Consider the following 26,200-nt stretch of genomic DNA (forward strand, 5'->3'; position numbering starts at 1 on the left):
CGAGACCCGCTGACGATACGAGACGCACCATGACTCTGCCCTTTTTGCAGTCAATTCGTGCGTCCCCCCGACCACACAGAACTGTGTTATCGATTGCAAATCTTATGTCCTCGGCCATGGGGCGAGTCAATCCTGCCGGACGGCCCTTTCCACGGCCTTCCAGTCCGGCGTCGGTGAGGCGCCCGCGACGCCTTTGGCGCGATGCGCTTACCCCGCAAATGGGCATTGAGCCGCGGTAGCCGGACGATCGACTATCGGACTGCACCCGTTTTGGGTCAGCGGAGCGAGGATCGCCGCAGGGCTGCCCGACGTCCCGCTGTTGTCGCAGTGCTGGAGTTGAGTGATGCCGCGCGTTTTGTTCCGGGCCGACAACGGTGTGAGCGGGCTTGAGCTTTTTGTTTCCGACGGTTCGGAGGCGGGAACGGTTCTGCTCGGGGATATCAATTCGGGCACATCCTCCAGCAGCCCCGGAAGCCTTACGCTGATCAACGGGCGGATGGTGTTCCTCGCCACCGACGCCACCGGCGGCCAGGAGATGTGGGTCACCGACGGCACGGCCGGGGGAACCCTGCGTCTGGCCGACATCAATCCCGGAATCAACGGTTCGAACATCGCCATCCTGGGGCAGGCCGGCGACACGCTCTATTTCCGCGCCTTCAACGCCACGACCGGATTTGAACTCTGGGCGACGGACGGGACATCCGCCGGCACCAGGATGGTCAAGGACATCTACGGCGGCGCGACCGGCTCGACACCCTCAAGCTTCTTCGCCGTCCAGGGTGGCGCGATCTTCCTCGCCACCGACGCGGCGACCGGACAGGAATGGTGGTTCACCGACGGCACGACCGCCGGTACGCGGCAGGTGGCGGACGCCAACGTCGGGGCGTCGAACTTCTTTGTCTCCGTCATCGGATCGACCACGGTCGGCGGGCGGGTCCTGTTCATCGGCGACCGCGGTCAGGCCGAGGGCCTGGAGCTCTGGGCGGCCAACGGAACCTCGGTTGACCGCCTGACCACCAATGGCCCGGAGTCGGCGGGCGCCCTGGCCTATCTGAACGACAGGCTGTTCTTCGTCGGCTCGGGTCCGAACGGCAGTGAACTCTGGGTCACCGACGGCACGGCCGCCGGCACCCGGGAGTTCGATATCCGCACGGGGTCGACGGGGTCATCGCCCACGTCGCTCACGGTCGTGGGGGACAAGCTGTTCTTCCTCGCCACCGACGCGACGGCCGGCACGGAACTTTGGGTCGCCGACGGCGCGGGGACCGGAGTCCAGCGGGTGGCCGACATCCGGCCCGGCGTGGGCGCATCGTCGATCACCGGCCTGACGGCCTTCGGCGACAAGGTGATCTTCCAGGCCCAGGACGGAACCACGGGCGCCGAGCCCTGGATATCCGACGGCACGGCGGCGGGCACCTTCCGTCTGGGCGACCTGGCCTCGCTGTCGGCCAGCTCTTCGCCGAGCAGCTTCACCGTGCTGGGCGACAAGGTCGTGTTCAACGCCCTCGGCACGGGCGTCGGCTTCGAGCTGTGGGTTTCGGACGGGACCGTGGCGGGAACCCAGCTGCTGCTCGACATCAACGCCGGGGCCAGCCACGGGTCGCCGTCCAGCTTCACCCGGCTTGGCGACCGGCTCGTCTTTACCGCCACGACGACCAGCGCGGGCGCTGAGCTGTGGGTGACCGACGGCACATCCGCGGGCACGATGATGCTCGCCGACATCTATGCGGGAGCCGGCAGCGGCTCCATCAACAACCGCACGGTCGTCGGCGACCGCATGGTGTTCACCGCCACCAGCGCGACCTCCGGGCTGGAACTCTGGTCGACCGACGGCACGGTCGCCGGAACGGTGCTGCTCGCCGACATCAACCCGGGCTTTGCGAGCAGCAATCCTTCGGGCTTCAAACTCGTCGGCGATACGCTGTTCTTCCAGGCCAGCAATCCGACGTACGGAGCCGAGCTGTGGGCGACGGACGGCACGGTCGCCGGCACCCGGCTGGTCAGCGACGTCCGGGCGACGTCCCCGGCCCTGGCCAGCATGAGCGGCCTGAATTCGGTCTTTTCCGCCCTGGGGTCGGGGTTCGTGTTCGAGGCGTCCGATCCGGTCTACGGCGAGGAGCTGTGGAGCACAGACGGGACCCTGGCGGGCACCCGTCGACTGACCGACGGCATTGCGGGCGCCACGGGAAGCAGCATTTCGATCGGCCCGGTGGCGGGCTCCCGGCAATTCTTCACCGCCAGCACGCTGGCCGAGGGAACCGAGCTGTGGGTCACCGACGGCACGGTCGCCGGCACCCAGCTGGTCAAGGACATCGCCGCGGGAACGCGCAGCTCGTCCGTCACCGGTTTGACGGCCTTCGGATCTAAGGTGCTGTTCTATGCAGACGACGGCGTCAACGGCTCCGAGCTGTGGGTCAGCGACGGGACCGGCGCCGGAACCGTCATGCTGGTCGACGCCGTCGCCGGGGCCGGCGGATCCTACGCCAATGGCAGCTATCTGATCGGCGGCAAGCAGGTTCTGGCGACCTCGGCGGGGCTCCTGGCCACCGACGGGACGGTCGCCGGCACGACCAGCCTGTCGGCCAGCCTTACGTCCACCGGCGCGAGCGTGGCCCTGTCGGCGTCCAAGATCGTGTTCGTCGGCACATCGGCGTCCGGCGGCGCCGAGCTGTGGGTCAGCGACGGGACCGCCGCCGGCACCTTCCAGCTGAAGGATATCGTCTCCGGCGCGGGCTCGCCGTCGATCAGCAACCTGATCGTCGAGGGCGGGAAGGCCTTCTTCACGGCGACATCGACGGCGAGTGGCGAGGAAGTCTGGGTGTCGGACGGCACCGCCGTCGGCACCTTCCAGCTCAAGGAGATCGCGGCCGGGACCGCCGGGTCCTCGCCGACACTGTGGGCCCAGCTCGGGAACGGGCGACTGCTGTTCTACGCCTTTGACGCCAGCGGCAACCGCCATCTGTGGGGCACGAACGGAACGACCGCCGGGACGGTGCAGCTTCCCGACGCCTTCGCCAGCGGCGAGTACAACTATGGCCCGACCATCGGCAACAAATTCTACTTCGTCGGCTACACGGCGGCGGCCGGCTACGAGCCCTGGGTGTCGGACGGCACGGTCGCTGGCACGGTCCTGCTGAAGGACATCGTCACCGGGTCGTCGTCGTCGCTGGGGCCCTACGATTACGACTACCGGTCGGTCAACGGGAAGGTGATCTTCCGGGCGGCCGGCCCATCCGGCATCGAGCTCTATGTTTCCAACGGCACCGCCGCCGGCACCAGCCTGCTCAAGGACATCAATCCCGCCGGCGACTCGGGCGCCTATGTGCTGGGCGTGCTCGGAACCAAGGCGCTGATCAGCGCCAGTGACGGGACCAACGGCACGGAACTGTGGATCACCGACGGGACGACGGCCGGCACGACCCTCCTGAAGGACATCAACGGGGGCAGTGCAAGCAGCGGCCCGGCCAGCGGGTTCACGCTCGGTTCGAAGTTCCTCTTCTCGGCCACCACCGCGGCGGCCGGCATGGAGCTGTGGGTCACCGACGGAACGGCGGGCGGCACGGTCTTGATCAAGGATATCAACGCCGGGACAGCGAGTTCCTCGATCAGCTTCCTGCAGATTGTCGGCACGAAGGTGATGTTCACCGCCGACGACGGCGTCAACGGAACGGAGCTCTGGATCACGGACGGCACGACGGCGGGCACCGTCCGCCTGACCGACGCCCAGGGGGGCTTCGGCTCCAGTCCCGGGCAGATCACGGCGTTCGCGACGACCAGCCTCACGGGTGTCCGGGCGTCGTCCAGCTGGACCCAGGCCGAGGGGAACGCCGGCCAGCTGCTGGACCCGGACGTCACCTTTACCGCGATCGCCGGCCACAGCTTCAGCGGCGAGAAGGTCCGTGTGACCGGTCTGCTCGCCGAAGACCGGGTCACGGTGCGCAACGAGGGGACGGGCGCGGGGCAGATCGGCGTCGCGGGGAGCGACGTGACCTATGGCGGCGTCGTCATCGGCGCCCTGACCGGCGGCGTCGGCGCCTCTCTGACGATTACGCTCAACGGCTCGGCCACCGCGGCGGCCGTCGACGCCCTGATTCAGAATCTGGTCTACAGCGACGTCAGCCTGACGCCGCGCCTCACGCGCATCCTCTCGCTCCAGGTGGCCGACAGCGCCGCCGTTTCCCTGACGGTCAAGGTGAACGACGGGCCGGACGGTCCGTCGGCCGGGCCCGACGTGCTGGCCGGAACCGCGGATCCCGATACGCTCGGCGGCCTGGACGGCGATGACACGCTCGACGGCGGCGGCGGCGATGATCTGCTCGACGGCGGCGCGGGCGACGACCTCCTGATCGGGGGTGCGGGCAATGACTACCTGCGCGGGGGCGCCGGGGCCGACACGATGCAGGGCGGCGCCGGCGACGACACCTATGTCATCGACGACGCCGGCGACACGGCCGACGAGACCGGCGGCGACGGCGTGGATCTGGTGCACAGCCGCCTGACCTGGACGCTCGGGACGGCGTTCGAGAACCTGACGCTGGCGGCGCCCGGCCGGGCGATCGATGGCGCGGGCAACAGCCTGGACAACGTCATCCTCGGCAACAGCTTCGCCAACACCCTGAGCGGGATGGACGGCAATGACACCCTGACCGGCGACGGCGGGGACGATGTGCTGAACGGTGGGAACGGCAATGACAGCCTCGACGGCGGCGGTCAGAACGACACGCTGAACGGCGGCGCGGGCGTCGACACCCTCGTCGGCGGCATCGGCAACGATGCGCTCGACGGCGGGACCGGCGCCGACAGCATGACCGGCGGGCTCGGCAACGACGCCTTCGTGGTCGACGACGCTGGCGACACGGTCATCGAAGCGGCCGGGGAGGGAACCGACGCCGTCTCAGCGTCGATCAGCTACAGCCTCACCGCCAACGTCGAGAACCTGACCCTGACCGGCTCGGGCGACCTCAACGGGACCGGCAACGCCCTTAAGAACACTCTGATCGGCAACAGCGGCGCCAACGTCCTGCACGGCGGCGGCGACATAGACACGATCAGCGGCATGGACGGGGCGGATACGCTGTACGGCGACGCCGGCAACGACGTGCTGGACGGCGGCGACGGCGACGACATGCTGATCGGCGGCGCGGGCTACGACCGCCTGACCGGCGGCGCCGGCGCCGATACGTTCGCCTTCACCGACCTCGACATCCACCTGGCCGCCGCGGGCGCGGGCCTGGTCGAGAAGGACACGATCGTGGACCTGTCGTTCGCGGCGAATGACCGCATCGATCTCAGCGCCATCGACGCCAACATCAACCTCGACGGCGACCAGGCGTTCAGCTTCGTCGGCAGGTTCACCAAACTGGCGGGGCAGGCGGTGCTGGGCTTCAGCGGCGGCGTCACCACCCTGCAGCTGGACGTCGACGGCGACGGCCGGGCCGACTTCTCCATCGCCATCACCGGCAATGTCAGCGGGACGACGGCCAACCTCTACACCGGCGCCGGCGACGCCAACGGCGGCTGGGTGCTCTGACGGGCGCCCGGCCTGGGCCGTCGAGGCCGTTGACCGGGTGGGAGCGGAGGCCGGCGCGTGTCGCCCGCGAACTTTACTACCCATTTTCGTGATCGCCGCCGGCCGCACCGGACCGGTCACCGGCGACGGCAACCCTTTCGTAAAGTACGAACCTGACTGTGGGTGATCCGATCCCGCGGGGCGCCTGCGTCCCGGCGGGTCGTTTGTCGCGCGTAGAGTCTGTTTGATTGAGTCGCTTGGTTTGATGACGCCTGACCCTGCCGGCCCGCCGTCGGAGGCCCTCTTCGATCGCTTTGTTGTCGATCATGAGGCCCTGACAGCGTCCATCCGCGCGGGGGCACAGGACTTCGACGGCGAACTCAAGGGGCTCTCGACGTCCTACGCCGTGGTCAGGGCCGATGCTCTCGGCGGCGCGGTGCTTGATCACGACGGCCGGATTCTGGTGGCGACGCCCACCTTCGCCACGGATCTCGGCCTCGAGGGCGACGCGTCGAGCGTCTTCGACATCGGGTTCGACCCCGACGGGCCGACAATTCAGCTGGTTCATCCGTCGAAGGCGGGGGTCCTCAGCGGCCTTGCCCTGACGACGCCGGCAAGGGCGACCGCCTGGAAGCTTCCGCCGGAAATCGCCGCCGCCGCGCGCTTGCCGGGCGCGGCCTTCGTCGCGCTGACAGCCACCCCGGGCTCCACCGGCGCGGGGTTTCTCCAGGCCTGCGCCGCCTTTGGACTGACTCCGGGTCAGACCCGTGTCGCGCGCAGCGTCCTGCTCACGGGCAACATTCGCCGTACCGCCGACGATCTCGGCATCGCCTACGACACCGCGCGGGAGGCGGTCATCGGCGCGATGCGCAAGGTGGGGGTGAGAAAGCTCCCTGCGCTCATCGAACGCCTGGTGCGGCTCTCGTTCGGCGTCTGGCCATCCGGCGACCTGGGAAAGGCCATCCTGCTTGACTGCTGGGGCCTTACCCTGCGCCAGGCGACGCTGGCCCTGCGGGTCGCCGAGGGGATGGGCCGCAGTCAGGCGGCCTCCGTGGTCGGCGTTTCCGATGCGACCGTAAAGGCGGAGATGAAGGTCGTCTTCGAGACCCTCGGGGTCCAGTCGGCGACGGGCCTCGCACGGGTGGTCATCGAGGCGCAGATTCTCGGCCTCCTCACCGACGCCACCGGGACGACCTCGATCGCCGACGCCGAGCATCCCGAACCCCTGGCCCTGGTCCGGCGCCCCTGCGACACACTCGTCGCCTATAGTGACTACGGGCCGCGGTCGGGCGAGCCTGTGTTTGTCCTGCACACCAGTTCCGCCTGCCGGTTCCTGCCCGGCGGCATCGTATGGGCGTTGCAGGCGCGGGGGTTCCGGCCGATCTCCATCGACCGGCCGGGCTTCGGACTGACCCAGCCGCCCCGCGACGCCACGAGCTGGCGCGAGGATCCGTTCTCGGCGGCGGTCGCCGACATGCGGCTGGTCGCCGACGCCCTGCGGCTCGACCGGTTCGACCTGCTCTGCCGCGGCGGCGCCCAGGTCGCCGTCGCCGCCCATCGCCTCCTGCCGGAACGCCTGGGCCGGACCGTCCTGATCAATCCCGACCCTCCGACCGACGACCGGCTGTACCGCGGACCGGTCGGCGCCGCCGCGGCCTTCTTCTTCCAGCACCCGGCGCTGATCGAGCGCTTTGCCGGCGCCCTGAGCTACTGGCTCGGCCGCGGTCTTGGGCGAAGGCTCGTGCAGCAGGCTGTCGCCGACAGTCCGTCCGACCGGGCGCTGATGTCGAATCCCCGCCATCTCGCGGACTACGAACGGGGCTTCCGGCCGATGGCGACTGGCCAGGTCGCCGGCTATGTCGCCGAGCAGACCGCCATGACCCGCTGGTCGTCGACCGCGCTCGCGGGCGTGGAACACTGGCGCGTGATCCTCGGCGAGACCGACTGGATGGCCACGCCCGGCGAGGTCGCGGCGTTCTGGCGTGACCTGCTTCCCGGCGCCGACCTTCGCATCGTGCAGGGCGCCGGCCGCTTCCTGGTCCAAAGTCACCCCGAACTCATCGCCGAAGCCCTGCGCGCGGCCCCCGTCGCGGCCCCGTCGGAAGCCGGGGGCCCGGGCTGACCGATCGCCGCCGGCCGGGCGGGATGCGGGAACAGTACCGGCTGATCCGGGAGGGGGAGGAGTTTCAGGCTGGGGTCTATTACCGGCCTGGAGCGCCGGCGCAGGGCCCGGCGGAGTGCGCGGGTTAGTGGCGGTGGAGGCAGTCAGGGGCGAATCCCTCTCCACTTTTGGCGGTTGCTCGCGATCACTGCGAGCCCTTTGATATCGGCTGACGGGCTCACGCGCGGTCGTCGGACAAACAATCTCTGGACCCCACCAAACCCTCCCGTTGAGACTTGAGTGACTGAGCGGGGCGGAGGCAGGCAGACGCGAGTATTTCTTTCACTTCGGGGGCGCCTGGCGGTACCGCCACGATCCGCGAGGCCTAGGCCCTCAGTCTGACCAGCATCTTCCCAAGGTTCTTGCCCTGAAAGAGGCCAATGAGCGCGGGGGCCGCGTTCTCGATCCCGTCGAGGACCGTCTCCTCGACACGAACGCTGCCTTCGCGAAGCCAGTTCGTCATGTCGCGCTCAAAGTCCTCTCTCAGGTCGAGGAAATCCATAAGGCTGAAGCCCCGCAGCATGACGCGGCGATAGACAATGGTCGAAAGCCTGCGAACAGCGACGGTCGGATCGTTGTAGCCGGAGATCATTCCGCAAACGGGAATTCGGCCCAGCGTGTTCATGCAGGCGAGGGCGGCGTCGAGGTGTTCGCCGCCCACGTTGTCGAAATAGACGTCAAGGCCATCGGGCGCCGCCGCCGGGAGGGCCTCGCCGATCGGCGTGTCGCGGTAGTTGATGACGGCGTCCAGACCGGCGACGGACCTGAGCCACTCGGCCTTCTCCGCGGACCCCGCGGACCCGATAACACGACAGTTCTTGAGTTTGGCGATCTGGGCGGCGACGGATCCGACGGCTCCGGCGGCGGCGGATACGAAGACCTGTTCGCCGGCCTTGGCCTTGCCGATGCTCAGCAGCCCGCCATAGGCGGTGAAGCCGGTCATGCCGAGGGCGTGAAGGTGGCTCGTCAGCGGAAGCCCAGGCAGGGCCGTGATCGGCGTCAACCCGTCACCGTCCGATAGAAAGTACTCGCGGAAGCCAAGATAGTGGGAGACCAGATCGCCGACGGCGAAGTTCGTCGACCGGGACTGGACAACGATACCGAGGGCGGCCCCTCGCATGGCCTCATTCAGGGGGGTCATCCCGTTGAGCTGCGACCTCATCACAGGATCGACGGACATGTAGAGATTGCGGACCAGCACCTGGCCGTCAGCGGCGTCGCTCACCCGGGTCTCGACGAGGGCGAACTGGTCGGGCCGGGGCATGCCGGAGGGGCGTTCGATCAGGTGGACTTCACGGCTGACGGGCATTGCTGGAAACCTGTGTGGGGAGAAGGCGGGCGGGGCGATACGCATCCGGCGACAGGCCGATATCTCGCCATGACGCGGGGAGCGGCGTTCCAGTAACTGCCGATGCGAGGAGGCGCGCCAAGGCCGGCGCCGTCTGGACGCCGAATCCCCCCTGGCCGGCGAGCCAGAAGAAGCCAGGATGGTCGGGCGCTTCGCCGACGGCGGGCAGCCGGTCGGCGGTGAAAGTCCGGAGGCCAGCCCAGGCCACGGGCTTGCGTCGAACGCTCAGGGTGGTGGCGGTCTCCAGCCGATGGACGCCTTCGGCAAGCGCCTGATCATCGGCCGCGGCGTCGTGAGCCTCCACGTCGGTCTCCTCCGCCGGCGAGAGCAGCATCCGGCCCGCGGACGGCTTGGCGTAGAAGGTCTCGTCCACATCGATCAGCATTGGCCAATTCTGTGCGTCCGCCGGCGCATCGATCAGGGCGGCCGTCCTGCGTTTGGGGCGAAGGCCAAGCGTCGCCACGCCGGCGAGAGTCGCCACCTGATCGGCCCAGGCCCCGGCTGCGTTCACCACCACTCCGCACGCGACGGAAAGACCGGGTGCCTTGACGAGCCACCCCGTCGTCAGGCGTTCGATCCCACAAACCCGCTCGTCGGTTCGAAGCGTCGATCCGCGCTCTATCAGCCCGCGGATGAAACCCTGATGGAGGGCGTCCACATCGATGTCGGCGGAGGAGCCATCCCAGGCCGCCGCCGACACATAGCCAGGTCGCAGCGCGGGCCACCGGTCTCCGGCCTCGGCGGGCGTAATAGACTGCAACGCGTCCGGTGCCTCGGCGATCTTTCCCTCCAGGGCGGATTCCCGACCCGGTGGGGCGACAATCAGGATACCCCTGGTTTTCAAGAGCTCGACGTCGGTGAAGCCCGCCGGCGGCGTCGCGAAGAACTCAAGGGAGGCGCGGCTAAGGGGCTGTACGGCCGGGCCGCCATAGATCAGGTGGAACAAGGCCGCCGAGCGGCCGGTGGCGTGGAAACCCGCTCGCTCCTCGGCCTCAAGCACCAGAACCCTGCCATGCTCGGCGAGCGCCCAAGCGGCGGACGCTCCGGCGATGCCGGCGCCCACGACGACGAAATCCACGCTGATGGTCAAGGGGCCTCCCGCCTTCTGTCCGGCCGTGCCGTCAGGCCTAACGCGTCCCGGTGGCTGCAACCCATCACCTCAAGGCCGTTGAAGGCAGTCTTCAAGGTTCGTCCCTTTCCGCTTCGAAGCGCCACTCTGGCGATGCGACGCCCGGTTCCGCCAGCGTCTGGCCGCACGTCGGCCGGGTCGTGTGTCATCGTGCGCCGGGGTCAGGCCGTCGAAGGGCGCGTACGCCATGCTTCGACAATCCCGGCGGCTTCAGCGAAGGCGGTATTCGCCGCCGGAACCCCCGCGTAGACGGCGATCTGCATCAGCACCTCCTTCAGCTCGTCGACGGAGAAGCCCCCCGCGTCCAGGCCGGCCCGGACATGCAGCCGGAATTCCTCCCAGCGACCGAGGCTTGCCGTCATCGCCAGGACCAGCAGGCGCCGGGTCCGGTGATCCAGGCCCGGTCGCCCCCAGACCTCATTCCAGGCGTACCGTGTGATCATCGCCTGGAAGTCGGCGTTGAAGGGGGTCCTGGCCTCGAGGGAGGCGTCGACCCACGCGTCACCGAGCACCTCACGACGCGTGCGAAGACCCGCCGCGTACAGGACATCTGCCGCTTCGTCCTCCACGGCGCCATCGACGGTCCGGTGGTGGAATCCGCGCACCAGGGCGGCGAAACCGATCGGCGCCTCCAGGCAGGGAAGGTGACCCGTGTCGAGGGCGGCGGACGCGGCGCCCGGGATGGCCGCGAGGATGCGGTCGCCATGGCCCGCAAAGGGCGTTGAGACGTCACGCAGACCGTGGATGACTAGCGTGGGTGCGGCGATGGCGGCCAGCTGGTGCAGAAGGGCCATATCGCGGATGGCGGCGCAGCAGCCGACATAGCCCGCGGGGGCGGTCGCCAGCAGGCCATATCGAACCGTTGCGACGATCCGGGAGTGGGTTCTGCGAAATGTCTCCGGGAAGAACCGCTGCATGGCCAGATCGGCGACCGCCGCGGTCCCGCCCGCTGTCACCGTGTCGATCCGGGTCTGCCAGGCGGCCGGGTCCATCGCGGCGGACGTGCAGGCGAGCACCAGGCCGGCGACACGCTCCGGCGCGTCCAGCGCCAGGCGAAGGGCCGTCATGCCCCCGAGAGAGACGCCGCAGATCGTGGCCTGCTCGACGCCGGCGGCGTCCAGCACTGCCAGGGCGTCTCCGGCGAGTTGGGCAAGACTGTAGGCCCCGGAGGGGGCGTCGGACGCGCCGTGTCCACGGGTATCCATGCGCAGGACCCGAAAGTCGTCCAGCAGATGGGGGGCGACGAGGTCCCACAGGCCCTGGTCCGTGCCGATCGAGTTCAACAACAGCAGCACGGGATTGTCGTGGCTTCCCTCCTGCCGCCAGAAGAGTCGGGCGCCGTCGTGATGAGCGAAGGGCATCAGCGGGTCTCCCGGTCAACGAGCGCCCGGCGAACCAGGACGATGGATTCGCCGATGTCCTGCCCCAGGCCGGCAGCATCGAGCGTGCGGCGCATGACGTCGGGATGGATTTCCAGGTCATGGACAACATCCGCGACCGCGACGACGGCGCCGTGGGTGAGCAGGAACAGCTCGGCCAGGACCGGTCCCTCCGCCTGCCAGCCGCCCAGGCCTCTTTCATGGGCCTGGGGCAAGCCGGCCAGGATCGAAGCCGCCAGCCCCGGCGCGCGGCTGGCGGCGGACAGGGCGACCTGGCAGCCGGTGGGGTTCCGCTTGTTGGGCATGGCCGATGACCCGCCCCGGTCGCCCTGTCGCGGCACGGAGACTTCGCCGACCTCGCCCTGGGCGAGGAGGGCGATATCGAGGGCGATCTTGCCGACCGCGCCGGTCGCAATCGCCAGCGCGCTCGCGAGCCCGGCGATGGCCTCCCGCCGGGAATGCCAGGCGAGTGACGTGCACCCCAGGCCCAGTTCCTCCGCCATCCGCCGCCGGATGGCTTCGCCCCTGCCAGCCAGACCGCCCGACGTCCCTACCGGGCCGCCGAACTGCAGCATCAGGGCGGCGTCGGTCTCGCGTCTGAGCCGGACCCCCACGCTGTCGATCGACGTCATCCAGTGCGACGCCTTCAGGCCGAGGGTGACGGGAAGGGCCTGCTGAAGCAGTGTCCGGCCAATCATGGGCGTCGCCACGTGGGCGGCGGCGAGGGCCGCGAGTTCGTCCGCGAGGCGCGCAAGATCCCGGTCGACGAGGCGGGCGGCGTCCCGCGCCTGCAGCATCATCGCGGTATCGGCGACGTCCTGGCTGGTGGCGCCCAGGTGGACGGCCGCGCCGGCGCCCGGCGAAATAGCCTCCGTCGCCGCTCGCAGCCAGCGCACCAGGGGGATGGCCAGCACGCCCGCGTGGGCCGCCTCGCGCGCCAGAACCGTCAGGTCCGGCTGGTTCGAACAGGCCCGGATGACGGCCTCCGCGGCATCCCGCTCGATCAAACCCTCCGACGCCTCGGCGCCGGCCAGGGCGGCCTCGAAGCTGAGGGCCGCGCGCACCATGGCGGCGTCGCCCAGCACCTCGATCATGTCCGGCGTCGAGGCCGCCAGATCCCGGATCAGCGAGGTCACTCCTCGGTCGCCCTAGACGTCGAAGAACACGGTTTCGCCGCCGCCTTGCAGGACGACGTCGAAGCGCCAGGTGTTCGGCGAACCGGCGGTCGCCGCCGCCATCAGCGTCCGCCGCCGCGCCTCCGGGACGAGCGCCAGCACGGGATCCCGGGCGTTGCCCGCGTCCCCTTCGAAATAGAGACGGGTGACCAGCCGCTTCAACAGGCCCCTGCCGGAGACTCCGAAGGCGATGTGCGGGGCCTGGATTCGGCCGTCGGGCCCTGGCGTGGAACCCGGCTTCAGGGTGCGGAATCGATACGTCCCGTCATCATCCGTGGCGGCGCGACCGAACCCGATAAAACCCTCGGGATCGTCGGTATTGTAGTGCCCAAAGGCATCGGCCTGCCAGATTTCGAGCAGGGCGTCGGGCAGTGGCTCTCCCGCTCCGTCTGTCACGCGACCTGTGATCTCGATCACATCCCCGACGATCTCGCCGCGCGGCGCCGGATCGGCCAGCAGATAGTGATCCTCCGGGACGAGATCCGCCCGCGCGCCGCGGTCGGACGGGCCGACAAGGTCCGCGCCACCCTTCCAGGGCAGCCCATAGTGGAAGAAGGGGCCGACCGTCTGCCACGGAGTCTGGCCGAACAGGTCGGGGTGCTGAGGGGCGGGTGGCACGATCAGGCCTCCATCGGGGTGGCGTCTCGCCCCCGCAGAACGACGTCAAAGCGATAGCCGAGCGCCCACGACGGTTCGGTGAGATCCAGGTCGAACCTGGCGACCAGCCGCTCCAGGAACGGGGCGGGCACGGCGCCCGCGATCGGGTCCAGGGCCACGAGGGGATCGTCCGGGAAGTACATCTGCGTCGTCAGCCGCGTCGCGAAGGCGGGGCCCAACAGGGAGAGGTGGATATGGGCCGGCCGCCAGGCGTTCGGATGATTGCCCCATGGGTAGGCGCCGGGCCGAACAGTGACGAAGCGAAACCGCCCCTCGTCATCGGTGATGATCCGCCCGACGCCGGTAAAGTTCGGGTCGAGCGGCGCGTTCCACTGGTCCTTCTTGTGAATATACCGGCCGGCCGCGTTGGCCTGCCAGATCTCCATCACCGTTCGCGGAACCGGCCGGCGACGGTCGTCCAGGACGCGCCCCGCCACGATGATCCTCTGGCCGAGGGGCGCCCCTCGGTGCTGTGTCGTCAGGTCGGCCATGGTCCCGCCCATCAGGCGCGTCCACTGCGTCGGACCCGTCGTCTCCGTCAGAGTCTGCGGGATGCGAACCGGCGCCTCAAGGGGCGCGCGCAGGAGGGTCGATCGATAGGCGGGGTGAAGCGGAGAGGGTTGCCCGGCGTCCTCCCGCCGGATGAGGACCGGGATGGTCATATGAGGGCTCCGCAGCTGAATTCGGCATCTGTCTTTGCCCGCACCTCGTCCAGCGATACGCCGGGCGCGAGCTCAAGGAGGGTCAGACCGCCTCCCTGCCGGTCGAAGACGGCGAGATCTGTCACGATCAGATCCACGCAGGCCGCTCCCGTCAGGGGCAGCGCGCAACGCTTCAGGATCTTGGGACGTCCCGTGCGACTGGTGTGATCCATGATGACCACGACGCGCTGCACGCCGGCGACCAGGTCCATGGCCCCGCCCATGCCCTTGAGCGTCTCGCCAGGAACGTTCCAGTTGGCGATGTCGCCCGCCTGGGAGACCTCCATCGCGCCCAGGATGGTCAGATCGATGTGACCGCCCCTGATCATCGCGAAGCTGTCGGCCGACGAGAAGTAGCTCGAGGTCGGAAGCTGCGAGACGGTCTGCTTGCCGGCATTGACCAGATCGGGGTCCACCTCGTCCTCGAAGGGAAACGGGCCCATGCCGAGCATCCCGTTTTCGCTCTGGAGGATCACCTCGACGCCCTGCGGGATGTGATTGGCAACAAGGGTGGGAATGCCGATGCCGAGGTTCACATACTGGCCGCTGACCAGTTCGCGGGCCGCGCGAGCGGCCATCTGATCCCGCGTCCAGGCCATCAGACCGTCTCTGCCGGACGGACGCGGGTCGTAAGGTTCTCGACGCGCTTGGGAGCCTGGCTCAGGATGACGCGATCGACGTAGATGCCGGGCGTATGCACGGCGTCGGGGTCGAGCCCGCCCTCCGGCACGATCTCTTCGACTTCCGCAACCGTGACCCGTCCGGCTGTCGCCATGACGGGGTTGAAGTTGCGGGCGGTTTTCCGGAACTGCAGGTTGCCCGCCGGATCCGCCTTCCAGGCCTTGACCAGTGAAAGGTCCGCGCGAAGCCAGCGCTCGCGGATATAGGTCTTGCCGTCGAACACCTCCGAAGGCTTGCCCTCGGCGATCATCGTGCCGGCGCCGGTGCGAGTATAGAAGGCGGGTATGCCGGCGCCGCCCGCCCGCACGCGCTCGGCCAGCGTGCCTTGCGGGGTCAATTCCAGCTCGACTTCGCCGGCCCTCATACGTTCCTCGAAGAGGCGATTTCCGCCGATGTAGGAGCTGACCATCTTCCGGATCTGCCCGTTCTGCAGGAGGGTCCAGAGCCCGACGCCTTCCGCGCCGCAGTTGTTGGAGATGATCGTCAGGTCGCGGACGCCCGATCGGCGAACGGCCGCGATCAGGTCCTCGGGGATGCCGACGAGTCCGAATCCGCCGGACATCAGCGTCATGCCATCGAACAGGAAGCCCGCGAGGGCCTCGTCGGCGTCGGCGAAGATCTTGCGGGTCATCGGTCTCAACTCAACGGCAGTCCGACATAGTTTTCGGCGAGCGTGGTCTGGGCGGCGCGCGAGCCGCGCAGGTAGGCCAGTTCAGCCAGCTGGATTCGCCGGTCGAAGGGATCGGTGTCCGGGAAGCGGTGGGTCAGACCGGTGAACCACCAGGAGAAGCGTTCAGCCTTCCAGACCCTGGCGAGGGCGCGGGGGGCGTAGCAAGCGAGCGCCCCGTCGTCGCCCGTCCGGGAGTGGCCGATCAGCGCCTCGGCGAGATAGATGACATCTGACGCGGCCAGGTTCAGGCCCTTGGCGCCCGTCGGTGGAACGATGTGGGCGGCGTCGCCGGCGAGAAACAGGCGGCCATGCCGCATTGTCTCGCAGACGAAGCTGCGCAACGGCGCGATGCTCTTCTCGAAGGACGGCCCGCGGGTCACCGTAGCGGCCGCCGACCGCCCCAGCCGGAGGCAGACTTCGTCCCAGAAGCGCTCGTCCGGCCAGTCTTCGAGCCGGTCGGACAGGCTGCACTGGACGTAGTAACGGCTACGCGTGGGCGACCGCATGCTGGCGAGGGCGAAGCCGCGTTCATGGTTGGCGTAGATCAGCTCGTCCTCGCAGGGGGGGACCTCCGCCAGAACGCCCAGCCAGCCGAAGGGATAGACGCGCTCGAAGGTCGACAGGTCCACGCCGGGAATGCTCGCGCGACATACGCCGTGGAAGCCGTCACAGCCGGCGATGTAGTCACACTCGAGGCGTCGGGATTGCCCCGCCTGGCGCCAGGTGACGTACGGCCGGTCGGACTCGATGTCGTGGAGGGTCACCGCATCAGCGTCATAGATGACGGTCAGGCCGCGCGCGGCCGCGCCGTCCCCAAGGTCCTTCATCACTTCGGCCTGACCATAGACCATGATGGTCGAGCCCCCGGTCAGGGCCGCCATGTCGATGCGGAACAGATCGCCGTCGCAGGCGATCATCGTCCCCGAATGGACAAGCCCTTCGCGGCGCATGCGGGCGTCGAGGCCGAGCCGCGCCATCAGGTCGATGGTCACCTGCTCGAGCACCCCCGCGCGGACCCTGCCCTCGACATAGTCGCGGCTACGCTGTTCGAGCACCACCGTCTCGATACCGGCCTGATGCAGCAGGTGGGCCAGGAACAGGCCGGCCGGACCCGCCCCGACAATGACGACCTGGGTCCGTTCGGTCATCGCCCCGGTCCCACGAGAGTCAGCCAGTCGAGCCGGTCCCGCGACCGGCCTCTCACCGCGGCTTGGAAGGCGGTCTGGACCTGCAGGGTGAGCGGACCCGGACAGGTGTTGAGCGGCCGGTCGTCGACCGAGGAAACCGGCGTCAGCTCCGACGCCGTGCCGGTCAAGAATGCCTCGTCGGCGATATAGAGCTCGTCGCGGGTCAGGTGGCGCTCGACCACGGGATGTCCGAGGTCGGCCAGCAGGGCGATCACGCTGGCGCGTGTGATTCCCTCAAGGACCGACGTGCGGGGCGGAGTGGCGATCTCACCGTCCCGAACCACGAAGATGTTCGAGGTCGAGGCCTCGGCCACGAAGCCGGCGACATCGAGCATCAGGGCGTCGTCGAAGCCGAGCGACCGGGCCTCCTGGTTGGCCAGCATCGAGTTGATGTAGAGGCCGTTGGCTTTGGCCTTCAGCAGGACCGCATTGTGATGGTGCCGGCTGAAGGACGACACCTTGAGGCGGACGCCCAGCTGGGCGGCGCCGGCCCCCAGATAGTCTTCCCAGGGCCAGGCTATGACGGCGGCGTGGATGCTGTTCCCCGCCGCTGAAACGCCCGGCTTCTCGCCGCCGAGGAAGACGATCGGCCTCAGGTAGCAGCCGCCGTAGCCGTTCGCCCGGATGACCGCGAGGCAGGCCTCGTCAATCTGTTCAGGCGTCCAGGGCAGGGTCAGGCCGATGATCTTGCAGGAGTTGAACAGGCGCCGCGTGTGTTCTCGCAGGCGGAATACCGCCACGCCGTTCTCGCCGTCATAAGCGCGCACGCCTTCGAACGCGCCCATCCCGTGGTGCAGGGTCTGGGAGAGCACGTGCACCCGCGCCTCGCGCCACGGGACGAGCGCGCCGTCCAGCCAGATCAGCCCGTCACGATCCTCGAGATTCATGCGGCGATCTCCCCGCTAACGCGCGGCAACGCCGCGATCAGGGCGGAAAGCGCCCGGCCATCATCATCACGCCGCGCGGCCAGACGGGCCTGCAGCACCGCGTCGGCCGCATGGGCTTCGGACAGGTCGCCCGACACGGCGGGTTCGACGACCGCCTCAAGGACGCGGAGAAACGCGCCGCGAGTACGCTCAAGCGTGGAGGCGTATCCCTTGATCAGCGATGCGGTCTCGATGATCTCGCGGGCAAGCCCCGGAGATCGGTGCGCGGCGCGCGCGACGAGACCGAGCCAGCGCTCGATCAGCGCCTCCCGGTCGGCGTGAATATAGCTGAACGGTCTCAGGGGGCGCAGAGCGGCCAGTCCCCGAAGAAGAAGAAAGCCCCACATGGCCGTCGTCTCGATTTTCAGAGACCATGACAGGTTGGCGAGGCGCGGCGAGGCGGCGATCCTGGCGGACAGAGCGCGACCGGCGGCGGCGGGGAGCAGGGCCACGGCCTCCGCAAGGCCAGGCTTCATGAACTCGTGGATTCGGCAGGGATCGGCCGGGCCGGCGCCGGCCTCGCGGCGCACGCGCGCCAGCCGCTGGGGGTCGATCTTCAGCTGGGCGACGCGGATCACGTCTTCCTGGGACATGAGCAACGCGAGCTGGCGGGCCGCGGCCTCCGTCAAGGCGCCGTCCGGGTCCGCGTCTGCGATCCTGCCGAGCCGGTCGAGATAGGTCTTCGCGTGCCTACGCCCCTGGTAGTCGATCAGCCGGGCGACGCCATGGGCCGCCGTGTCGCGCGCCGCTTCAGGGAGCGGGCGCAGAAGGGCTTCAAGATCGGTCGCCGGGGGCGGCGTCACGTCCGGGTCGGACAGCGCGGTCTCGCCGTTGTCGGCGGCGTTCAGGCCCGCGGCGAAGCCCGCCAAATTCGCCGCGCTGCCCGGACTGTTCCCGCCCAGAACGGCCTCGAACGTAGCGACCCGGATCGGCAAGGCGCCGCTGGCGGCGAGCGCGCCGAGCAGGACGGCGTTGGTGCGCGCGCCATTGGCTCTGGCCAGCGCTTCGGCGTCGAACAAAAGGGCCTCGCGCGCCAGGTCTCGAACCGCCGCCTGAATCCTGCCGCGGTCGACCCTGCCGTCGTCTGGCGCGGCGCGCTCGGAAATGGTGAAGACCCGATGGGTCGACGCGATCAGACGGGTTCTGTCGGGCGTGACGAAGCCCCGGAGCATCGCCCGGCCCGCCTCAACCATCTCGCTGGCGAGGAGGATATCGATGCGGCCCGGCACCGGATGCAGGCCCAAAACGGATCCCCCGAGGGCGCCCGGCTGGAGTTCGAGGTAGTAGCTGGTGGCTCCGGTGCGCTGCGCCACGCCCGGAACAGACGTAGCCGAAACGGTCAGCCCCTCGAGTGTAGCCGCCCGGGTGATCCACTGGGCGAGCAGGCCGCCGCCTTCGCCGCCGAGGGCGCAGATGAGAACCGTGATCGGATCGGGCGCGCTCATGCCGCGGCCGCCGCGCCGGAGGCCCAAAGACCGACCCCGTGGATCCAGCGCTCCCACGGCCGCGGATTGCGCACCAGTTCGGCCCGGTAGAACGAGGGGCAAAGCTGGGCAGCGTGGGCGACCTCGCCGCAAAGCCCGCATCCGACGCAATCGTTGTCCACATGGGCGACCGGATCGCTGCGCAGGGGATCCGAACGGGGCCGGAGGGTCAGCGACGGACACCCTGATAGGCGGATGCAGGCGTGGTCTCCGGTGCAGATCGCCTCGTCCACGCCGTACCGGACCCGTACGACACGCTCGCCGCGCGCTAGGCTCGCGGCGGCGGCGGCCCGTTCCCGCTTCTGCCGGGCGAGCATGCACTCGCCCTCGGCCACGATCACCTTCAGCCCGGCTTCCGCGGTGGTCACCGCTTCCTTCAGCAGGGAGACCATGTCGGCGACGCGATAGGTCAGCGCATTGCGCACCCAGCGAACGCCGACGGCACGGACAGCCGCCTCGATCGACGCTGCCAGACCCTTGCGGCTGCTGGGGATGTCCTGGATGCCGGTCGCCGAACTGTAGCCGTTGTCCAGCACGACCAGAATCTGGTCGGCCTGGTTGAAGGCGCCGCCCGCGACGCCCGTGATCAGACCGTTATGCCAGAAGCCCCCGTCGCCCATCACCGCCAGGGGGCGCCGGGCCTGAAACGGCGCGACCGCCTGGGACGAGGCCAGCGACATGCCGTAGCCGAGAATGGTCTGGCCCGAGTCGAAGGGCCCAAAGGTCGCCAGGGCGTGGCAGCCGATGTCAGCGGCGACGTGCAGCGGTCCCGTATCCTTCTGGACCAGCTTCAGGGCGGTGAAGAAGGGTCGTTCCGGGCAGCCGACGCAGAAGCTCGGCGGCCGGTCCGGGACGGCGCCGAGCACATTGGAGGCCACCGCCCGGGCGCCGGCGACGATGGACTCCCAGCCGTCGTCAATCGACGCAAGACCAACCCTTGTCAGAAAGCCGCGAAGTCCGGCCCGCACCGCTTCGGCGGTATACTCTCCGGCCGGCGGCAGCAGGTCCTTGCCATGCAGGGCCGCGGAGATGTCCGCGCGTCTGAGCGTCGCGCCGATAAACTGCTCGATGTAGTCGGGCGCCCCTTCCTCCAGCACCAGCACCGCGCGCTTGTCGCGACAGAACCGGCTGATCTCATCCGGGGAAATGGGATGGACGACGTTGAGCACCAGCATGGACAGGCGGCTGGCGCCGTCACGGTCGGCGAACCCGAGGCGTGCGAGCTCCGGCAGGACCGTGTTGAACAGACCGCCCTGCAGAATCAGGCCGACATCGCCGATGTCGCCATCGATGAAGTCATTCAGCCGATGGTCGCGGATGTAGTCCAGCGCCGCCGGCAGCCGCCGGGACAGCTTGTCCTGCTCCTGGAGAAAGGTCGACGGCGGGTGTGACAGGCGTCCGTAGTCGAACGGCGCCGGCGCGACGGACCGCGCCGTCTTCGCGTGGACCGGGGCGACGTTGTCCTTTGTCGCGAACTCGCCGTAGCGGTGGCAGGCGCGGATGCGCAACTCCATCATCACCGGCGTATGACTCGCCTCCGACAAGGCGAAGGCGTGCTCCACGACGTCAACCAACCGGTCGGTGTCCGGGCGCGGGTCGAGCAGCCAGATCGACGACTTGAGCGCGAACGCATGACTGCGCTCCTGGATGACGCTCGCGCCCTCGCCGTAGTCCTCCCCCAGAATGATGAGAACGCCGCCCGTCACCCCGGCCGACGCGAGATTGGACAGGGCGTCGGAGGCGACATTGGTGCCGACCACGGACTTCCAGGTGACCGCCCCGCGAAGGGGATAGGCGATCGAGGCTCCGAGCAAGGCGCCGGCCGCGGCCTCATTGGCGCAGGTTTCGAGGTGAATCCCCAGCTCGTCGAGCAGGTCGCGGGACTGAACCATCACGTCGAGCAGGTGGCTGACGGGAGCGCCCTGGTAGCCGCCGACATAGGCGACGCCGGACTGCAGCAGCGCCTTGGTCACCGCGAGGACCCCCTCGCCGCGAAAAGTCTCGCCGGCGCCAAGGCGCAGTTGGGCCGCTTCGCTCGCGAATGAGACTTCCATGGGACGCTGACTCCTCGAACGGGAGCTTAGGCCGGGTGTCCGAAACCGATGCGGACGTCCGTCACGAAGGGGCCGACCCTCGTCCCGCAGACCGTGTCGCCGATCCCCCGCCCCCCCCGAAGTCGCTATGCTGGCGTCATGGGAATTCCAAGGGTGGCCATCGTCGGAGGCGGCATCGCTGGCGTGGCGCTGGCGTGGCGGCTGGCGCCGAAGTTCAGCGTCGTGCTCCTGGAGCGCGAGGATGGGCTTGGGTTTCACGCTACGGGCCGGTCGGCGGCGGAATGGTCGCTGGTCCATGCCGAGGGCCTGACCCGGACCCTGACCGCGGCCAGCGCCGCCTTCTTCGATGCGCCGCCAGCGGGCTTTGCCGAACTGCCGATCGTCCGCCGACGCGGCAATGTCGTCTATGCACGGCAGGACGGACTCGGGGCCCTCTCGCGGCTGCTGGAGCATGGCCGCGTTCTGCAGCCGGACCTCCGGGAGATCTCGCCGCGGGAGGCGGCGAACCGCGCGCCCTTTCTCGACCCGGGGGCGCTCGCGGCGGCCTTCTGGGATCCGTTGAACGGGGAGATCGACGTCGACGCCCTCATGACCGGTTGCCAGCGAGACGCCCGGCGGGAGGGCGCCGCGTTCAGAACAGGCGTCGCCGTTCTTGGGGCGCAACGTCGGCCCGACGGGTGGCGCCTGGCGACGTCGGACGGTCCTGTGGAGTGCGATGTGCTGGTCAACGCGGCCGGCCCGTGGGCCGATGGCCTGGCGAACCTGTGCGGCGCGAGGCCCCTGGGTCTGCAGCCCCGCCGCAGGACCGCGATCACGTTTGACCCTGTCGAAGGTCTCGATGTGCGGGGACTCCCGTCGGCCGACGACGCCGGTAGCGGCTTCTATCTCAAGCCCGAGGGCGGGCGGCTCATGGCCTGTCCGGGCGATGCAACGCCCTCGGAGCCTTGCGATGCACGCCCCGAGGAAATCGACGTGGCGACGGCCGCCTGGATGGCGGAGGAAGCGACAGGGCGCCCTGTGCGGCGACTTGGCGCGACCTGGGCCGGGCTGCGCACCTACCCCCGGGATGACCAGCCCGTTGCCGGCTGGGACCCGGAAACCAGCGGCCTTTTCTGGCTCGCCGGCCTGGGCGGGGCCGGCCTGATGACGGCGCCGGCCCTGTCCGCGGCGGCCGCTGCGATCCTGGAGACCGGAGAGACGCCGCCGGAGCTCGCTCGCGATGGCCTCACCGCCGCGGCGCTCTCGCCCGCGCGCGCCTAGCCGAGAAGCCGGTCCACGATCGCCAACACCCCGGTGCGGACCGGATCGACACAGGGCAGGCCCAGTTCCCGTGAGGTCCGGGCCATCAGGATCTCGGCCTCCCCGATCGGGAGCCGGGACGTGTTCATCGAGATTCCGACGCAGCGGACGTCCGGATTGGTCAGGCGAGCGGCCTCCAGATTGCGGGCGATCGCCAGGGCCAGGGAAGGGACCGCGAAATCGTCGAACTCGTGCAGGCGCTCACGTCCGGCTTCATGGCAAACGACGATGGCGTCGGGCTGACTGCCATGGATCAGTCCCATGGTGACTCCCGCGTAGGCGGGGTGGAACAGCGAGCCCTGGCCCTCGATGATATCCCACTGGTCGGCGGGCATCGCCGGGGACAGCGCTTCCACCGCCCCGGAGATGAAGTCGGAGACCACGGCGTCGACACAGACTCCTTCGCCGGCGATGAAGATGCCCGTTTGCCCCGTAGCGCGGAACCGGGCGCTGCTTCCGCGCTCGTTCAGAGTCCTGGCGATAGCCAGCGACGCATACATCTTACCGACCGCGCAGTCGGTGCCGACGGTCAGCAGGCGACGTCCGCTGCGGCGGCTGCCACGGCCGATGGGCAGAGTCTCGCGCGGGTGGCGGATGTCATCAATCCGACGGCCCAACCGCTTCGCGGCCTCGGCCAGAACCGGAACATCCGCGATCCGCCCGTGCAGGCCGCTGGCGATGTTGAGGCCGGCTTCCAGGGCTTCCAGAAGGAGTCCGGTCCAAGCCTCGGAGATATAGCCGCCGGCGTTGGCGACCCCGACCACCAGGGTCCTGGCGCCCAGGGCCGCCCCTTCGGCGGGCGACACCCGCGGCAGGCCAAGGCTCACCGCGCAATGGGGCAGGGCGACTTCACCCACGCAGATGTCCGGCCTCCAGTAGGCGACGCCCGCCGCCGTCTTGGCCAGGATCCGATCCTGCACGTCACCAAGAAAGAGCAGGTAGGGGGTATCAAGACGGACTTCAGACATGGCAGGGACCTCGCGAAAACGAGATCGACCCTAGCTACGGCGCCACCTTACGACAGGGTCAGGGCTCACTTTGGGAGGGGCGGGCGTCACGCCCAGCGGTATCGGGCCGCTTGTTGACGCCGTCCTGCAGCACGTCTTTCGGCAGGATGCCGAAATGGCGTCGGAAGAGTTTTGCGAAGCCTCCGGGATCCGCGTAGCCAACCGTCTCGGCGGCCTGGGCGACCCCCATCCGGCCGTCCTTCAGAAGGGCGTAGGCCTCTTCCATTCGCTTCATCTGAAGGAACTGCGAAATCGTGACGCCGAAGATGTGCTTGAAGCCGTAGGCCAGCTTGTTCCGGTTCAGCCCGACGCGGCGAGCCAGGCGGTTGACCGGCGGCGGTGCGGCGTAGTTCTCGGACAGGATTTCCTGGGCCTCGCGCAGCCTAACGATATCCCGTTCGTAGAGGCGAACCGGGAGCACGCGCGTCTCGTCGCGACGCGCCATGGCGTCTAGCGCCAGACACAGCAGTTCACCTGCCTTGGCCTCGGCGTAGGCCCGCCGCAGCGCGCCCTGGAATCCGCAGTCCAGCAGGTCGGCGCAGGACTGGCGCATGGCGCCGGAGAGCGGCAGGCGCAGGCTGAAGAACTCGGCCGCGCCGCCGTCGAGATAGGCGCGGGGAGGTTCGGGCATCCAGTTCGGCGGGCCGCCCAGCAGGCGCTGAACGAACGAGGGCTTGAGCTTGAGGGAGACCTGGCGGAAGCGCGTCCCGCTGGGAATCCAGACGATCTTCTCCATCCCGGCCGGATGCAGGTCGACGCCGAAGAACGTGGCGTCCGGCTCCATGGGCTCATCCTGCTCCGCCGCCATCTCAGTCGAGGCGCCCTCGAGGCGGAACTGGAAGGTCAGGAAGTCCTCCTCGACGAACTTCAGCGTCCAGTCGATGTTCGCCGTGGTGTCGACCATCACGACGAACAGGTCATCGGAAGCCCGGATGAACTCGCGGTATCCGTCGCCCTCGACGCCATCCAGTTGGTAACGGGCGCCGACTCCGTCGGCCAGGGGCTGAGCTTCGTCGAGGCGGCCCGCCTCCGGGCGGTCCGCCTGCCTGACGAAGTCGGTCACGTCCGCGGCGGGAACATCCGGCAGTCGCGAGGGATCGTCCTTGAGCAGCGCCACAACGCCACCTCCGTCCGGACGGACGCGACCGTCGCGCCGTCCTGGACCCGATGCTAGCTCAGCGACTTCAAACAGCAAGGATGCTCCCTTCCGGCGTGACGCGGCATCGCCCCGGGAGCCCGGCAAACAGGCTGGGATCAAGCTGGATGACCGGTGTAGCGGCATGACCCATTTCGCGGGCGACGATCGCACCAAGGGCCGTGATGGCGTCGACCTCTCCCAGGATCAGCGCGGCTGGGCCCGCGCTCCGCGCGACGAGCTCGAGCAGGACGGAACTGCCTGAGCTCGATCCGATCAAGCGATCGACCACCACCACCCGTCCACTCAGGGACTGGCCGGCCTGGGGGTGACGCGGGTCGGTCACGCGGCCGTCCCTTGGGTCGACACCACCCCAGAAGCTGATGGGACGGGTAAGGCGAAGGACCTCGCCCGAGCCTTCGCCGGCCACGATCACCGCGCCGTTCATGACCAGGCCCTCTCGTCGCGGACAATCCGTCCGGCGACGGCGCTTTCGACGCAATCGCCAAGCGTGCCGAACACCGATTCGTAGCCGGTGTTGGCCGGTCCGTAGTGGGCGAACTTGCCGGAGTTGGTCATCAAAACGCCGCCTGGCCCCCCCTTCAGAATTGGCGTGGCCACCACGCAGGTGTCGATGACGATTTCCACGCCGCGCGCTTCTAGGCCTTCGAGCCGGCCCGCCTCCGCCAGCCGGTCGGCGACATGGCGGCCGGTGCAGATGTAGACCGGAGCACGCGTTGTGCGGCCGGCGAGCGCAGCTTCGAAGGCGTCGATCTCCGCTTCGGAGAAGTGCGGGCTGCCCAGGGCGACAACATCGAGCCGTTCCCCGGCCACGGTGGACAGGCTGTCTCGCGCCGTGCGGACCATCTCGGGCGTGAGGGCCACCACGCGGGCCGGCGCGCGCCCCTGCAAGGCGGTCTTAAGCGTCGGCGCCTCGGGCGTCACGCCGGCCACGTGGAACAGGGCCACCGATCCCGTGGACGCGGCCGCCGCTCCGAGACCCTTGAGCTGGTCCTCTGTGGTCGAGGACGGAAGGCCATCGATGACGGCGATCTCTCCGCCGGATTCGCGACCAAGCCACGCGCCGAGCACCGGATAGAAGGCCTCCATCGACTTCAGTCGATCCGAAAGTCCGTCGGTCGTGACGACCAGCCGCGCCGCGCGATTCTCGGGGAGGTGCAGGCCGTAGCGCGGCGCGCGGCCGGTCACCGCGCAGCAGATGTCCATGAAGTCGCCGTACCGGTTTGTCCGGGCGCCGAGCACGGAATTGACGAACACGACGGCGTTGCTTTCGGCCCAGGCGATATCCTGACCCTGGGCCGGCCGGTGACCGGCCTGGTAGGGCGCGCAGGTCCATGTCGGCTTGCAACCCAGCGCCTCGTAGGCGCGCATCAGCCGGAGGGCCAGGGCATGGTCCTCCTCCGACAGAAGCATACGATCAGGGCGCCTGAGGTCGACGGCGCCGACGTTCAGGGTCGAGGGCACGACGACCTGCGCGCGGCCCTCGACCAGGCGTTCGGCAAAGGCGACGCCGGCCGGGCCGTGGTACAGGCAGCCGTCGATATGGCTTGAGGTGATCGGGATAAGCCGGTCCGCGCCAAGAATGCGCCCCATGTCAACGAGGATGCGCATCGCCATGGCCACGCCGGGGCCGCAGGCGCCCTCGAGCCAAGAATTTTCTTCCGCTGTCAGTTCCAT

The 26,200-nt window shown here is 69.0% G+C and carries 19 protein-coding genes; 3 read left to right on the forward strand and 16 right to left on the reverse strand.

The annotated features are described in order from the left end of the window. Positions 1-496: 496 nt before the first annotated feature. Both AC1RN0_RS01135 and AC1RN0_RS01140 read left to right on the forward strand, forming a co-directional pair. Complete coding sequence (locus AC1RN0_RS01135; protein ID WP_492785584.1) at positions 497-5,530, forward strand: ELWxxDGT repeat protein; 5,034 nt, start codon at positions 497-499, stop codon at positions 5,528-5,530. Positions 5,531-5,774: 244 nt separating this feature from the next. Next, positions 5,775-7,631: a bifunctional helix-turn-helix transcriptional regulator/alpha/beta hydrolase gene (locus tag AC1RN0_RS01140; protein WP_492785585.1), complete on the forward strand. Its 1,857-nt coding sequence runs from the start codon at positions 5,775-5,777 to the stop codon at positions 7,629-7,631. 364 nt (positions 7,632-7,995) lie between these two features. Here the strand turns inward: AC1RN0_RS01140 and AC1RN0_RS01145 are convergent, their stop codons facing one another. The 12 genes from AC1RN0_RS01145 to AC1RN0_RS01200 all read right to left on the reverse strand — a co-directional run bounded on the left by AC1RN0_RS01145 (position 7,996) and on the right by AC1RN0_RS01200 (position 21,061). Beyond that, the gene (locus AC1RN0_RS01145; RefSeq protein ID WP_492785586.1) at positions 7,996-8,979 is read right to left on the reverse strand and encodes an NADP-dependent oxidoreductase; all 984 of its coding nucleotides are present in this window, start codon (positions 8,977-8,979) and stop codon (positions 7,996-7,998) included. After that, entirely contained in the window at positions 8,963-10,108 is a 1,146-nt protein-coding gene (locus tag AC1RN0_RS01150; RefSeq protein WP_492785587.1) for an NAD(P)/FAD-dependent oxidoreductase, read from the reverse strand. The genes AC1RN0_RS01145 and AC1RN0_RS01150 overlap by 17 nt, the downstream gene beginning before the upstream one ends. A 200-nt stretch (positions 10,109-10,308) precedes the next feature. After that, positions 10,309-11,508, reverse strand: coding sequence for a bifunctional 3-oxoadipate enol-lactonase/4-carboxymuconolactone decarboxylase PcaDC (gene pcaDC / locus AC1RN0_RS01155; protein ID WP_492785588.1), 1,200 nt, complete (start codon positions 11,506-11,508; stop codon positions 10,309-10,311). Then, on the reverse strand, positions 11,508-12,662 hold the full coding sequence (locus AC1RN0_RS01160) for a lyase family protein (protein WP_492785589.1): 1,155 nt from the start codon (positions 12,660-12,662) through the stop codon (positions 11,508-11,510). The genes pcaDC and AC1RN0_RS01160 overlap by 1 nt, the downstream gene beginning before the upstream one ends. Positions 12,663-12,674: 12 nt before the next feature. Beyond that, positions 12,675-13,319 carry a protocatechuate 3,4-dioxygenase subunit alpha gene (gene pcaG / locus AC1RN0_RS01165; protein WP_492785590.1) on the reverse strand — a complete coding sequence of 215 codons (645 nt, stop codon included), beginning with the start codon at positions 13,317-13,319 and terminating at the stop codon, positions 12,675-12,677. A 2-nt stretch (positions 13,320-13,321) separates the two neighbouring features. Then, a complete protein-coding gene (gene pcaH, locus AC1RN0_RS01170) occupies positions 13,322-14,020 on the reverse strand; it encodes a protocatechuate 3,4-dioxygenase subunit beta (protein ID WP_492785591.1) in 699 nt (232 codons plus the stop codon). Then, on the reverse strand, positions 14,017-14,658 hold the full coding sequence (locus tag AC1RN0_RS01175) for a CoA transferase subunit B (protein WP_492785592.1): 642 nt from the start codon (positions 14,656-14,658) through the stop codon (positions 14,017-14,019). Before AC1RN0_RS01175 ends, pcaH begins: the two co-directional genes overlap by 4 nt. Next, positions 14,658-15,371 carry a CoA transferase subunit A gene (locus AC1RN0_RS01180; protein ID WP_492785593.1) on the reverse strand — a complete coding sequence of 238 codons (714 nt, stop codon included), beginning with the start codon at positions 15,369-15,371 and terminating at the stop codon, positions 14,658-14,660. Before AC1RN0_RS01180 ends, AC1RN0_RS01175 begins: the two co-directional genes overlap by 1 nt. A 5-nt stretch (positions 15,372-15,376) precedes the next feature. Further along, positions 15,377-16,558 carry a 4-hydroxybenzoate 3-monooxygenase gene (gene pobA, locus AC1RN0_RS01185; protein ID WP_492785594.1) on the reverse strand — a complete coding sequence of 394 codons (1,182 nt, stop codon included), beginning with the start codon at positions 16,556-16,558 and terminating at the stop codon, positions 15,377-15,379. Beyond that, complete coding sequence (locus AC1RN0_RS01190) at positions 16,555-17,484, reverse strand: branched-chain amino acid transaminase (protein WP_492785595.1); 930 nt, start codon at positions 17,482-17,484, stop codon at positions 16,555-16,557. Before AC1RN0_RS01190 ends, pobA begins: the two co-directional genes overlap by 4 nt. Then, the gene (locus AC1RN0_RS01195) at positions 17,481-18,968 is read right to left on the reverse strand and encodes an indolepyruvate oxidoreductase subunit beta family protein (protein ID WP_492785596.1); all 1,488 of its coding nucleotides are present in this window, start codon (positions 18,966-18,968) and stop codon (positions 17,481-17,483) included. The genes AC1RN0_RS01190 and AC1RN0_RS01195 overlap by 4 nt, the downstream gene beginning before the upstream one ends. After that, a complete protein-coding gene (locus AC1RN0_RS01200) occupies positions 18,965-21,061 on the reverse strand; it encodes a thiamine pyrophosphate-dependent enzyme (protein WP_492785597.1) in 2,097 nt (698 codons plus the stop codon). Before AC1RN0_RS01200 ends, AC1RN0_RS01195 begins: the two co-directional genes overlap by 4 nt. Before the next feature lie 153 nt (positions 21,062-21,214). Here AC1RN0_RS01200 and AC1RN0_RS01205 point away from each other — a divergent pair, with 153 nt between their 5' ends. Beyond that, complete coding sequence (locus tag AC1RN0_RS01205; RefSeq protein ID WP_492785598.1) at positions 21,215-22,321, forward strand: NAD(P)/FAD-dependent oxidoreductase; 1,107 nt, start codon at positions 21,215-21,217, stop codon at positions 22,319-22,321. On the opposite strand, the gene dgcN is transcribed toward AC1RN0_RS01205, so the two are convergent. From dgcN to AC1RN0_RS01225, 4 genes are read right to left on the reverse strand one after another with little or no spacing between them, the layout of a single operon-like run. Then, complete coding sequence (gene dgcN / locus AC1RN0_RS01210; RefSeq protein WP_492785599.1) at positions 22,318-23,328, reverse strand: N-acetyltransferase DgcN; 1,011 nt, start codon at positions 23,326-23,328, stop codon at positions 22,318-22,320. The genes AC1RN0_RS01205 and dgcN overlap by 4 nt on opposite strands. 58 nt (positions 23,329-23,386) lie before the next feature. After that, positions 23,387-24,562 (reverse strand): helix-turn-helix domain-containing protein, encoded by a 1,176-nt coding sequence (locus tag AC1RN0_RS01215; RefSeq protein ID WP_492785600.1) that lies wholly within the window; start codon positions 24,560-24,562, stop codon positions 23,387-23,389. After that, positions 24,552-24,950 carry an aconitase X swivel domain-containing protein gene (locus AC1RN0_RS01220; RefSeq protein WP_492785601.1) on the reverse strand — a complete coding sequence of 133 codons (399 nt, stop codon included), beginning with the start codon at positions 24,948-24,950 and terminating at the stop codon, positions 24,552-24,554. The genes AC1RN0_RS01215 and AC1RN0_RS01220 overlap by 11 nt, the downstream gene beginning before the upstream one ends. Further along, entirely contained in the window at positions 24,947-26,200 is a 1,254-nt protein-coding gene (locus tag AC1RN0_RS01225) for an aconitase X (RefSeq protein ID WP_492785602.1), read from the reverse strand. Before AC1RN0_RS01225 ends, AC1RN0_RS01220 begins: the two co-directional genes overlap by 4 nt.

The sequence above is a fragment of the Caulobacter sp. GW821-FHT12F03 genome (assembly GCF_058806855.1).

Excerpts from the sequence above, each read along its gene's own strand:
- AC1RN0_RS01135 (WP_492785584.1), top strand. The coding sequence starts at position 497 with ATGGTGTTCCTCGCCACCGACGCCACCGGCGGCCAGGAGATGTGGGTC.
- AC1RN0_RS01140 (WP_492785585.1), top strand. The coding sequence starts at position 5,775 with ATGACGCCTGACCCTGCCGGCCCGCCGTCGGAGGCCCTCTTCGATCGC.
- AC1RN0_RS01145 (WP_492785586.1), bottom strand. The coding sequence starts at position 8,979 with ATGCCCGTCAGCCGTGAAGTCCACCTGATCGAACGCCCCTCCGGCATG.
- pcaDC (WP_492785588.1), bottom strand. The coding sequence starts at position 11,508 with ATGCCCTTCGCTCATCACGACGGCGCCCGACTCTTCTGGCGGCAGGAG.
- pcaH (WP_492785591.1), bottom strand. The coding sequence starts at position 14,020 with ATGACCATCCCGGTCCTCATCCGGCGGGAGGACGCCGGGCAACCCTCT.
- AC1RN0_RS01175 (WP_492785592.1), bottom strand. The coding sequence starts at position 14,658 with ATGGCCTGGACGCGGGATCAGATGGCCGCTCGCGCGGCCCGCGAACTG.
- AC1RN0_RS01180 (WP_492785593.1), bottom strand. The coding sequence starts at position 15,371 with ATGACCCGCAAGATCTTCGCCGACGCCGACGAGGCCCTCGCGGGCTTC.
- pobA (WP_492785594.1), bottom strand. The coding sequence starts at position 16,558 with ATGACCGAACGGACCCAGGTCGTCATTGTCGGGGCGGGTCCGGCCGGC.
- AC1RN0_RS01190 (WP_492785595.1), bottom strand. The coding sequence starts at position 17,484 with ATGAATCTCGAGGATCGTGACGGGCTGATCTGGCTGGACGGCGCGCTC.
- AC1RN0_RS01195 (WP_492785596.1), bottom strand. The coding sequence starts at position 18,968 with ATGAGCGCGCCCGATCCGATCACGGTTCTCATCTGCGCCCTCGGCGGC.
- AC1RN0_RS01200 (WP_492785597.1), bottom strand. The coding sequence starts at position 21,061 with ATGGAAGTCTCATTCGCGAGCGAAGCGGCCCAACTGCGCCTTGGCGCC.
- dgcN (WP_492785599.1), bottom strand. The coding sequence starts at position 23,328 with ATGTCTGAAGTCCGTCTTGATACCCCCTACCTGCTCTTTCTTGGTGAC.
- AC1RN0_RS01220 (WP_492785601.1), bottom strand. The coding sequence starts at position 24,950 with ATGAACGGCGCGGTGATCGTGGCCGGCGAAGGCTCGGGCGAGGTCCTT.
- AC1RN0_RS01225 (WP_492785602.1), bottom strand. The coding sequence starts at position 26,200 with ATGGAACTGACAGCGGAAGAAAATTCTTGGCTCGAGGGCGCCTGCGGC.